The sequence below is a fragment of the Psychrobacter sp. DAB_AL32B genome (assembly GCF_002224105.1).
GTDB lineage: Bacteria > Pseudomonadota > Gammaproteobacteria > Pseudomonadales > Moraxellaceae > Psychrobacter.
Genome location: NZ_NEXU01000004.1, coordinates 24,187 through 31,946 on the forward strand (window position 1 = coordinate 24,187; position 7,760 = coordinate 31,946).

Here is a 7,760-nt window from a genome sequence, read left to right on the forward strand (position 1 = left end):
TTTCTATGGCGCGCAACCCTGTCCCATGAACAGATAAGTCATCATAACTTTCCGCATCAAGACTAAAAATACTTGAGCTTTTGAAAGCCACAAGGTAAGGTAAGCTCTGCAAACCACCAATCCCTAAGTTTTACTAGTCCCAAAATCCTATCTATTAAGGAGAGTCGTGTAATGATGCGTATTATTTTGCTAGGTCCACCAGGCGCCGGTAAAGGCACCCAAGCTCAGTTCATTTCTAAAGAATATGATATTCCGCAGATCTCAACGGGCGATATGCTGCGTGCAGCAATCAAAGAAGGCAGCGAGCTTGGCAAACAAGCCAAAGACGTGATGAATGCTGGTGGTTTGGTTTCTGATGACCTCATTATTAACCTAGTGCAAGAACGCATCGCTAAGCCTGATTGTATTAATGGCTGTATTTTAGATGGTTTCCCACGTACCATTCCGCAAGCCCAAGCGCTTGCCGATGCGAATGTTGCGATTGACCATGTAATTGAAATTAGTGTGCCTGATGATGAAATCGTCAAGCGTCTATCTGGTCGTCGCCAACATGCAGGTTCTGGTCGCGTGTATCACATTGATCATAATCCACCAAAGCAAGAAGGTATTGATGATGTGACTGGTGAAGCGCTTATTCAGCGTGAAGACGACAAAGAATCCACCATTCGCGACCGTTTAGCCACTTATCATGAGCAGACATCAACCTTGGTTGGTTTCTATCAAGATAAAGCCAAAGAAGGCGGCGATGCCCCTAAATATGACAAGTTTGATGGTACGCAAGGGATTGATGATGTTAAGCAGCAAATCTTATCAGCCCTAAAAGGCTAATGTTATTTTGTTGAATTTGTTCACTGAGCTTGTTTACTGATTATTGTGATTGAAGACCCTGCCAATCAGCAGGGTTTTTTAATGCTTAATAGTTAATTATTAGTATAAAAATACTGCAAAATGTAGGTGTAAAAAAGCCGTTCACTTATCATAAGTAAACGGCTTTTTTATTAAAATGTGCTACTGATAAAGCCAGTAGCGTTTAAATTAATACTTACGCATTACCTTCAGCATCGACTTGAGCTTGCTGTTGGCTTTGCGCATAGGCTTGGTCAAAGTTGACTGGAGCAAGCAATAACTGCGGGAAGCTACCACGTGTCACGATGTCGCTGATGACTTCACGCGCATATGGGAACAAAACGTTAGGGCAATATGCACCTAGGATTTGACCGATCTGATCTTCTGGAATATCTTTCAATAAGAAGATACCGGCTTGATGAACTTCCGCAATAAATGCCGCTTCTTCTGCATTTTTCGCCGTGACACTAACAGTCAATACGACTTGATAGTGATCGTCATCAAGCTTCTCAGCATTGCTAGATAAATTGATATCAAGCTCAGGGTTCCACTCTTTAGTGAATACGCCAGCGCCTGGGACTTCAAGTGACATATCTTTTACATAAATGCGTTCTAGTGCCAATTGTGGTTGTACTTGTTCTTCAGCCATGATAATTCCTCTAAAAGTTAATCAAATGATTGGGCAAACTGTCATTGTAATAAAATAAGATTGTAATATAAATCGAGACTCAATCTCGATATTTTTTAGCAATACTCTTTATTGCTGTCTTTATCGTTACTTACAGACGTTATTTACAGATATTAGTTACATAGATAAAGACAAGCAGTAAAGCAAGATAGCAAATTAACCTGCTAATAGCTCGTCAAGTTTACCTTGTTGGTTCATTTGGTTGAGTTCATCAAAACCACCGACAAAGGTCTCGCCAACGAAAATTTGTGGCACAGTACGATAGTTATTGGTTTTTTGCATTAAAGCACGGCGATCATCGCTGCTCATGTCATGCATACCAATCTCTTCATAATCAACGCCTTTAGATTTCAGCAGTTGCTTAGCATTTGAGCAGTATGGGCAGATAGGGGTAGTGTAAACTTTAACAGATACAGTCATGGTAAATCCTTATTTATAAGTTTATAGAGCAATCGTTATAGGATAGAGAATCGTATTATAAAATGTGCTCATAGAGGCTGCAATCAAGTAAATCACAAGCCTATATTCTATTATGCTCACTATAAAGTGGGGATAGGTAAGATAAATTCAAGCTATTTGCGTCGAAAAGTCTTGGCCGTCGCAGAATTGCCACATAAAAAAAGACACCCTATCAAAAGGTGTCTTTTTTATTCACTATCGATAGATAGCAAGTCATCGTTTGATAAAGCGCTTTATCAAACTATTTATGCAAGCTCGGTTTTGCTTTGACTTTACTTTTGGGCTTGGCATCTTTTAGCCCAACGAGCGGCATACCAGCGCCTTGCCAGCCGCCAATACCACCTTCTAAGCGATAGACGTCGTCTTTACCAATCATTTGTATTGCAGCGCCTGCTTGTACGCCCATATCACAGATGATAATCACTGGCTGCTCAATCGCGCGGATTTCTTCTATGCGGTCTTTAAGCTCTGTGAAAGGGATGTTGCGGCTGCCTTGTATATAACCGGTGGCAAACTTCTTTTTGGCTCGAATATCGATAAGCTGCGCATTTTGCGAGTTAACCATCATACCAAGGGTATTGGGTGATATTTTTCTGCCACTACGTTTGTTTTCAATAGCAAAAAATAGCACGGCAAGTACGGCTAATATACCAAATAAAAACGGGTGGTTGCCCACAAATTCCAGCGCACGATCCAAACCATACCTCCAAAAAATTAGTGTTCTATTAAGCTGAGAAGACAGCCTAACGAATTGAACAAGGCGTTATTATACCGATAAGGTCATCTATAGTAAACGTGTGATGGTCAACCTAGCGATTAACAATTAATAAAGCTTAATAAGGTTTAGTGTCAGCCTCTTCTCTTAGCGTGATAAGGTTTTCGACGCGGCGCTGCAATACCTTACCATCAGCAACGGCCTCCCACAACGCGCAGCCTTTACTGTTATGAGTGTGGCGGCAGTCGCGGAACTGGCAGTCGCCAGCAAGCGGTGCAAGCTCGACAAAGCCTGAAATGATATCATCAGGTGTCAAATGCCAAATGCCGTACTCACGAATACCCGGTGTATCGACGATGCCGCCTTGGGTTAAATTATTTGGGTTAAAGGGCAATAAGCGGCTGGTGGTGGTGGTATGTTGACCGAGCTTTGAGTTATCAGAGATAATATTGACGCTTTGCGCCGATTCAGGTAGTAGGGCATTAATTAAGCTACTTTTACCGACACCAGATTGACCTGCAAAAATAACCAGCTTTTTATCGATATAGCGTTTTAGCTCATCAAGTCCTTCTTGCTCATCGCTATCAGCGACGTTTTCCGGGCAGTCGACTGAGGTTAATACATTCTCATAACCGAGCGCGGCATATTGTGCCAATAATTCTTTGGTATTGACGCCGTTTTCTTCTGCCAGTAAATCGGCTTTATTGAGCACCAATAGTGGCTTGACGCCAGCATGATGGCAAACGACTAAATAGCGATCGATTAGCGTCGGGGCAGCAGCAGGCAGTGGCGCAAACACAATGGCCAAAATATCGACATTGGCGGCGACAGGCTTAAGTTTATGATAACGGTCAGGACGTGAGACAAGAGATGTACGTGGTTTGACCGATTCGATACGTCCAAAGCCCGTATTTGAGTCGGCGCTCCAACGTACTTGATCGCCAGCGGCTAGCATCGGCAAGTTAGTACGCACATGACAGCGCCAAATGTCGCCCAATGCTAGTGTTTGCCAAAATGGCTCAGGATCATCAGGGGCAAACTCAGGCTGCTCAGGGATAACAGATGGCAAACTGGTCACTTGCACCTCTAATTGCTTGCCATAATGCGCCATGACCACGCCATTCATCAAACTGTCATCGATGCTGTCTTGACTGATCAGCTGTTGTTTGTCGATGCGACGAATCTGTTGTTTAGTCAGTTTGCGTTGCCGGATTAATGCCATGGGTTTGTGACCTATTAAAAAAATATTGCTCAGTGTAGCGTGAAAATTTGCTAACATACAGCTTAAAGCGCCTGCGCTAGACAGTGGTTTTGTAACGCTCTAATCGTGGTGGAAGCAAACCTTAGACCATTTATATGATTGTTTATAACCTGTTTGATTTATTTACTCAACATTGATTGACCATATTAAATATAGGATACTTTATGAGCACCAGCGACCATCCCAATAAGATTAAAATTAAAAATCAAGGTAAAAAGGGACTGGTATGGATTGATTTAGAAATGACCGGACTCGATACCTTAAACGATGAGATTATCGAGATAGCGACTGTCGTCACCGATGAGGATTTAAACGTCCTTGCTGAAGGCCCCGTTTTTGCCATTAAGGTATCTGACCGTAAATTAAATGGCATGGATGATTGGAATACCAAGCAGCACGGGCAGTCGGGTTTGGTCGATCGTGTGCGCCGTAGTACCGTGACCTTGGCTGAAGCTGAAGCTGAAACGATTAAATTTTTAAATAAATGGGTCGATAGTGGCAAGTCACCGATGTGTGGTAATTCAATTTGCCAAGACCGCCGCTTTATGGCGCGTCAAATGCCGGAATTAGAAAGATTCTTCCATTATCGTAATCTTGATGTGTCGTCAGTTAAGGAGCTGTGCTTCCGCTGGCGTCCTGACATTCTTAAAAACTTTGAAAAAGGCGGCAGTCACTTAGCGTTAGATGATATTCGTGATTCAATTCGTGAGCTAAAACACTATCGTCAGCATTTCTTTAAGTTGATACCTTAGAATATAAGCTAGCCTGTAGCATGATAAGAAAAAAGTCTTCAGATGAACCGAGCGCCATTATTGGGCTGGTTTGTCTGAAGACTTTTTTTGAATCAATTAAAAGTAAGATGTTATCAACGTTTTATCTTATTATTGCAGCTAGCGATTTTCATCGGCACGCTTAATACTATCTGGACTTGCTGCATAAACAGTGTCCAGTTCAGCTTCTGTTAGATATTTCTCTACCGTAGGGTATAACTCTCGTTCTTCGAAACGAATATGGTCGTATAATAGAGTGCCTAATTCTTGAACTTGCGCAGCGGTTATGTTCTTGCCAGCAGTTTTTTGTGATTGCTCAATTTCATCCATCAAGTTATGTAACTGCTTATGCTGACCATCAAGCGTATCAAGTACCGAGGCAACGTCAGAGTGCGAGGCGCGGTAAGGCTCTAAAGCATGAGCGATTAAATTGTCTTCAATCTGGAAGTGATGTTGCATGTCGCTGATATAAGAGCTGAGGTTAAGCCAATGTTTGGCAACTTCTTCAGGCTCATCAGTGCATTCTTTAGCATGGCGAGACAGGTTAAGCCCAAGATGGTGCTGGCGTGATAATGGTTGTAATTGATTGGCGCGCTTCATAATGCAATACCTTAATGATTCGAGAAATCATGATTTGTTAATTATTTGGAAGGATGCTGTATGTTCAACTATCTACTAATCCTGCATTTACTTGGGGCAGCAATTTGGACAGGCGGGCATTTAATCTTAGCATTAGTGATACTGCCTAAAGTGCTATCTTCACGTAACCTAGACGCATTGTTACAATTTGAGCAGCAGTTTGAAAAGATTGGAATGCCAGCTTTAGCCATTCAGATTATCACAGGCTTATGGATGGCACATAACATTTTGCCCAATGTGAGCGCTTGGTTTGCTTTTGATAATGATATTAATATTTTGATTGGGATAAAGTTAATACTCTTGCTGATGACGGCTGCTGTTGCTATGCATGCACGCTTTTGGGCAATACCACGACTTACAGCAAACAATCTCAATGGATTTGCTATTAATATTATTTTGGTGACGTTGTTATCAGTCACGTTTGTGGTGGTCGGGACGTTATTCCGTACAGGGTTTTGATGGCATTAGTTATTCTGGCAACCCCATACGATATTTCTATATCTAGCCGGATTGGTATCGCCTTCGGTGTTGAATATCATGACTACTGAATCTTGATTTAATCCCAGTTTTTCACGTACATCATGGTTAGAGGTATCACTACAAATCTTATAAAGCAAACCCAGTGTGATTGCGCCCGACTCACCACTAATAATCCGAGTATCGCCTAATAGAGGGTTGCCTAATACTCGCATACCGACTGCCGATACACTGTCATCAACGCGAGCAAAGTAATTGCTGCTGTCTTTTAATACGGGCCAAGTTACTGGGTTTGGTTCACCGCAAGCAAGTCCTGTCATAACAGTGTTTAGCTCGCCTGTGACATTGACTATATCGCCTTGCACACTCGTACCTGAGCGAAAAATACAATCGGCAGCAGTAGGCTCTGCAATAATTGTCTGAAAGCTGCCCGCGCCAAGCTTGTCTACCAAATAACCCAATACGCCACCAGCCATAGAACCGACACCTGCTTGCAACATTATATGGGTTGGCAGGCCTTCACCTAGAGCAGTGGCTTGTTCAATCGCTTCATCTGACATAGTCATATAGCCTTGAGATATCCAAGTGGGTATTTCCTCGTAGCCATCCCAAGCAGTATCTTGCACTAGCATCCAGCCATTTTCTTCTGCGGTTTTATTTGCTAGGCGCACGGTGTCATCGTAATTGACATCCGTTATGATGCATTCTGCGCCCAGTCTGCGGATACGTTCAGCACTCGCTACTGAGGATCCTTTTGGCATATAAACAACCGCTTTTTGTCCCATTTTATGAGCTGCCCATGCGACTCCAGTACCATGATTACCCGCAGTTGCCGTAGTAAATACTAGAGGCTTATCTAGCTTAGAAGAAACGGTTGTCAAATCGATGTCTGTCATATCAGTTTTAAGATATTTTGCCAATAAACGTCCTAAGGCATAAGAGCCGCCGAGCGCCTTATAGGCATTGAGTCCAAAGCGGTAGGATTCATCCTTAATCAAAATTGATTTTACACCCAGTCTTTTTGCCAATAATGGTAACGAGACCAAAGGTGTCGGTTGATAGCCCTCAATTTGACGATGAAATTCACGGACTTGCTTTGCAATTTCTACAGTGAATAGAGGCGATGTTTGACCATTATAAAAATTATTTTGAGCGACATGTAACATAACATTCTCTTGGGAAGATGATGACTGCTATTATTCTGTTAGAAATGGTTTATTCACGCATTTTTTGCAGTTTTTTACGACCTCATAGATATCATCAATATTAGGCTCTTTCGCCTGAAGCACTTGTCCGTTATTGAGTACTAATCTCACCGTTTTATCATGCTGCTGTCCAACAGATTGATAAGCGCCTATATTGACAGTAGATACAAGCGTATCCCAAGATACTGTTTTAACTTCATTTTTGATTGGCTCTTGCTCGCCAACAAATTGCTGTGTGCATCCAATTAAAAGTAAGGGTAGCACAAGGCTAAGATAGACATTCTTTAACATAGGTGGTTCTTCCTAATTTTAGGACAGTGTGTTTAGTAGCTTATACTACTTATCCGGGTAAAAAATTTGAACTCCTGCAAAGGTTTAACGATCGTCATATCAATTAAAAGTTTTGCTAGGCTCTGTAAAGTACCGATTGTTATTGCTGTTCTTAAAATTAGACTACTTTATAAATATTGTCAAACAGGACCGACTTCAGTTCCGACTTTTAACAACCTTGGTCACAAAATGGTCACCATTTGGTCACCGATTTTCAAAAGGCAGAGTGCATGCACGCAGACTTATAGAGAATACATTATTAAAAAGTAGACTACTTCTTAGGGGTTGATAAAGACAGAATAGCCAGCCCTTATAAATAAAAGGTTTGAAGAGAAATTTCAGACACAAAAAAACCTCAAACAATCTAATG

The 7,760-nt window shown here is 41.8% G+C and carries 10 protein-coding genes; 3 read left to right on the plus strand and 7 right to left on the minus strand.

Annotated features, from left to right (window positions below):
- Window positions 1–171 precede the first annotated feature (171 nt).
- A complete protein-coding gene (gene adk / locus CAN34_RS00370) occupies window positions 172–828 on the plus strand; it encodes an adenylate kinase (RefSeq protein ID WP_089553961.1) in 657 nt (218 codons plus the stop codon).
- 214 nt (window positions 829–1,042) lie between these two features.
- Here the strand turns inward: adk and secB are convergent, their stop codons facing one another.
- The 4 genes from secB to rsgA form a co-directional block, all read right to left on the minus strand.
- On the minus strand, window positions 1,043–1,495 hold the full coding sequence (secB, locus tag CAN34_RS00375) for a protein-export chaperone SecB (protein WP_079692271.1): 453 nt from the start codon (window positions 1,493–1,495) through the stop codon (window positions 1,043–1,045).
- Window positions 1,496–1,690: 195 nt separating this feature from the next.
- The gene (grxC, locus tag CAN34_RS00380; protein WP_011280820.1) at window positions 1,691–1,954 is read right to left on the minus strand and encodes a glutaredoxin 3; all 264 of its coding nucleotides are present in this window, start codon (window positions 1,952–1,954) and stop codon (window positions 1,691–1,693) included.
- Window positions 1,955–2,234: 280 nt separating this feature from the next.
- On the minus strand, window positions 2,235–2,690 hold the full coding sequence (locus tag CAN34_RS00385; RefSeq protein WP_089553962.1) for a rhodanese-like domain-containing protein: 456 nt from the start codon (window positions 2,688–2,690) through the stop codon (window positions 2,235–2,237).
- A gap of 136 nt (window positions 2,691–2,826) precedes the next feature.
- Complete coding sequence (gene rsgA, locus CAN34_RS00390) at window positions 2,827–3,930, minus strand: ribosome small subunit-dependent GTPase A (RefSeq protein WP_089553963.1); 1,104 nt, start codon at window positions 3,928–3,930, stop codon at window positions 2,827–2,829.
- 203 nt (window positions 3,931–4,133) lie between these two features.
- On the opposite strand from rsgA, the gene orn reads away from it, so the two are divergent.
- Complete coding sequence (gene orn / locus CAN34_RS00395) at window positions 4,134–4,721, plus strand: oligoribonuclease (protein WP_089553964.1); 588 nt, start codon at window positions 4,134–4,136, stop codon at window positions 4,719–4,721.
- 138 nt (window positions 4,722–4,859) lie between these two features.
- Here orn and CAN34_RS00400 read toward each other — a convergent pair whose 3' ends face one another.
- A complete protein-coding gene (locus tag CAN34_RS00400; protein WP_089553965.1) occupies window positions 4,860–5,339 on the minus strand; it encodes a hemerythrin domain-containing protein in 480 nt (159 codons plus the stop codon).
- Window positions 5,340–5,399: 60 nt separating this feature from the next.
- On the opposite strand from CAN34_RS00400, the gene CAN34_RS00405 reads away from it, so the two are divergent.
- Window positions 5,400–5,837 carry a CopD family protein gene (locus CAN34_RS00405; protein WP_089553966.1) on the plus strand — a complete coding sequence of 146 codons (438 nt, stop codon included), beginning with the start codon at window positions 5,400–5,402 and terminating at the stop codon, window positions 5,835–5,837.
- Between the two features lie 5 nt (window positions 5,838–5,842).
- On the opposite strand, the gene dpaL is transcribed toward CAN34_RS00405, so the two are convergent.
- Window positions 5,843–7,021 carry a diaminopropionate ammonia-lyase gene (gene dpaL, locus CAN34_RS00410; RefSeq protein ID WP_089553967.1) on the minus strand — a complete coding sequence of 393 codons (1,179 nt, stop codon included), beginning with the start codon at window positions 7,019–7,021 and terminating at the stop codon, window positions 5,843–5,845.
- A gap of 30 nt (window positions 7,022–7,051) precedes the next feature.
- Window positions 7,052–7,351 (minus strand): hypothetical protein, encoded by a 300-nt coding sequence (locus tag CAN34_RS00415; RefSeq protein WP_089553968.1) that lies wholly within the window; start codon window positions 7,349–7,351, stop codon window positions 7,052–7,054.
- Window positions 7,352–7,760 lie beyond the last annotated feature (409 nt).